Source organism: Streptomyces sp. CO7 (assembly GCF_053474865.1).
This window is the reverse complement of the sequence record NZ_JBRIOU010000221.1, coordinates 1-1,853: the sequence shown is the minus strand read 5'-3', so window position 1 is coordinate 1,853 and position 1,853 is coordinate 1. Positions and strand designations below refer to the sequence as shown.

Below are 1,853 nucleotides of genomic sequence, written 5' to 3'. Positions count from 1 at the left end.
GGGAAGGTCGTCGACAGCAGGGGGGTGCGGGCCGGCGCGGGGGCCAGTCCGGTCGCCCCGCCCGCGGTGAAGTCCGTCCAGTCGAGGGTGCCGCCCTGGTACGCCTCGGCGGTCAGGGTGGTCTCGGCGGTCCCCTCGGCCAGGCCGACGGAGAAGCGGTACTCCAGCCGCTGCGGGTCCCACGTGTCCGGACCCGTGACCGGGGCGGTCAGGTGCCGTTCGTCGTACCAGGCGAGCCAGGCCTCGAGGACGGGCGCCGCCTCGGGCGGCAGTCCCCACACCGGCTCCTCCGTGGTGGGCGGGGACGCGCGCAGGGTGAAGGCGACCGCGTTGCCGTCCGGGACGCGGCCGCGCAGCACGGTCAGGTAGCGCGCGGTGGCCCCGTCGGCGGCTCCTTCCTCACCGGTGAGGCCGAGAGGGTAGTCGTCGAGCAGGAGGGTGACCGCGTGGGCGACGTCCTCGGCCGGGAGATCCGCGGCGCGCAGCATGCGCAGCAGGTGCTGGCCGCTCTCGGCGGCAGCCCGCAGGTCGGCGGCGGTGGAGCGGGGGCCGCCGGGTTCGGCCTCGCCGAGCGCCTCGAGCGGGGTGGCTCCGTCGTAGGGGACGCCGGGACCGGTCGCGGGGCCGGGGCGGTAGCGGGTGACGCGGTCGGCGTGGCCGCGGACCCGCACCCAGACGGGGCTGCCCGCGTCGTCGCCGAGGAACTCGCCGAGCTGCCACTGGCGGGCGAGCATCCAGGCGGGGTCGTGGACCTGGGCCTCCAGGGAGGGCCGCAGGTCGCCGGTGCGGGCGCGGGGTTCGAGCCGCGTCCAGCTGGTGATGGAGGGCATGGGTGACGCTCCTGTCTCCGGGAACTCCCGGATCGGGCCGGGCGGTCGGTCTCCGCCGGACCGCCCGGCTGTCCGGGGCTACTGCGGAAGGCCTCGGGTGAAGTCGGTGGCGACGGCGTCCCGGTGGGCGACGTTGGCGGCGAGGACGGCGGCGGGCGCCAGCTGCCCGATGTCGGCGACGGCGGTGGGGCTGTCGGGGTGCAGCGCCTCGTGGTCCACGGCACGCAGCATGGCGAGTTCGAGGGCCGACTCGACGGTGGCGCCCAGCAGTTCGGGCGTCCAGGTCGGCGAGGCGTCCGGGGGCACGGCGAGCAGAACGGCCTGCGGCGGCGCCGCGTCCGGGGCGTCGACGTGCAGGGCGAGGCCGGTGGTCTGCTCGGTGCGGGGCACCACCTCGGTCCATTCGTCGACGACCAGCCCGCGCAGGCGGCCGGTGAGCAGTTCCCCGGGCGCGGGCGCGCCGGGGGTGTGCAGGACGAGGGAGAGCCGGGCGCCGGGGCTGCCGCCGGTGGCGGAGGGCAGCGCGGCCCAGCGTTCCACGCGGTCCGGGTCCGGACCGGGGGGTGTGTACGGGGTCTGGGCGACCACCGCCGTCAGGGCGTCGCCCGTCTCCAGCGCCTCGGCGTAGCCGAGGGTGGTGACCAGGCGTTCCACGCCGCGGCGGACCCGGCCGAGCCGGGTGAGCCAGCCGACGGGGGCGTGCGGGTCGCCGTCGAGGAGGGTGTCGGCGTGGGCGAGGGAGTCGCCCAGGTCTCCGGGCGGTGGGGCCTCGAAGGACGGCAGCAGGACGAGGTCGGTGCCCAGGAGGGTGGTGAGAGTCTGTTCGGCCCACTGCCGGGCGGTGACCGCGCCGGCGGTGCGGGCGGCGGACAGCAGGTCGGCGCGGGCCAGACGGCGCTGGAGTTCCGGGGCGACGGTGGCGGCGAGGGAGCCCAGCAGGGCGGCGTGCTCGGCCAGCCGGTCGACCGGGGTGCCGGGGCGGGGGCGCAGCGGGGGCGCCGCCGCGGGCACGCCGAGCAGGCT

General features: G+C 77.8%; 2 pseudogenes. Both read right to left on the bottom strand.

From position 1 onward, the window contains the following. Positions 1-830 (bottom strand): annotated as a pseudogene (locus ACOV8S_RS32935) (hypothetical protein); the annotation flags it as partial. A 78-nt stretch (positions 831-908) separates the two neighbouring features. After that, positions 909-1,853 (bottom strand): annotated as a pseudogene (locus ACOV8S_RS32930) (hypothetical protein); the annotation flags it as partial.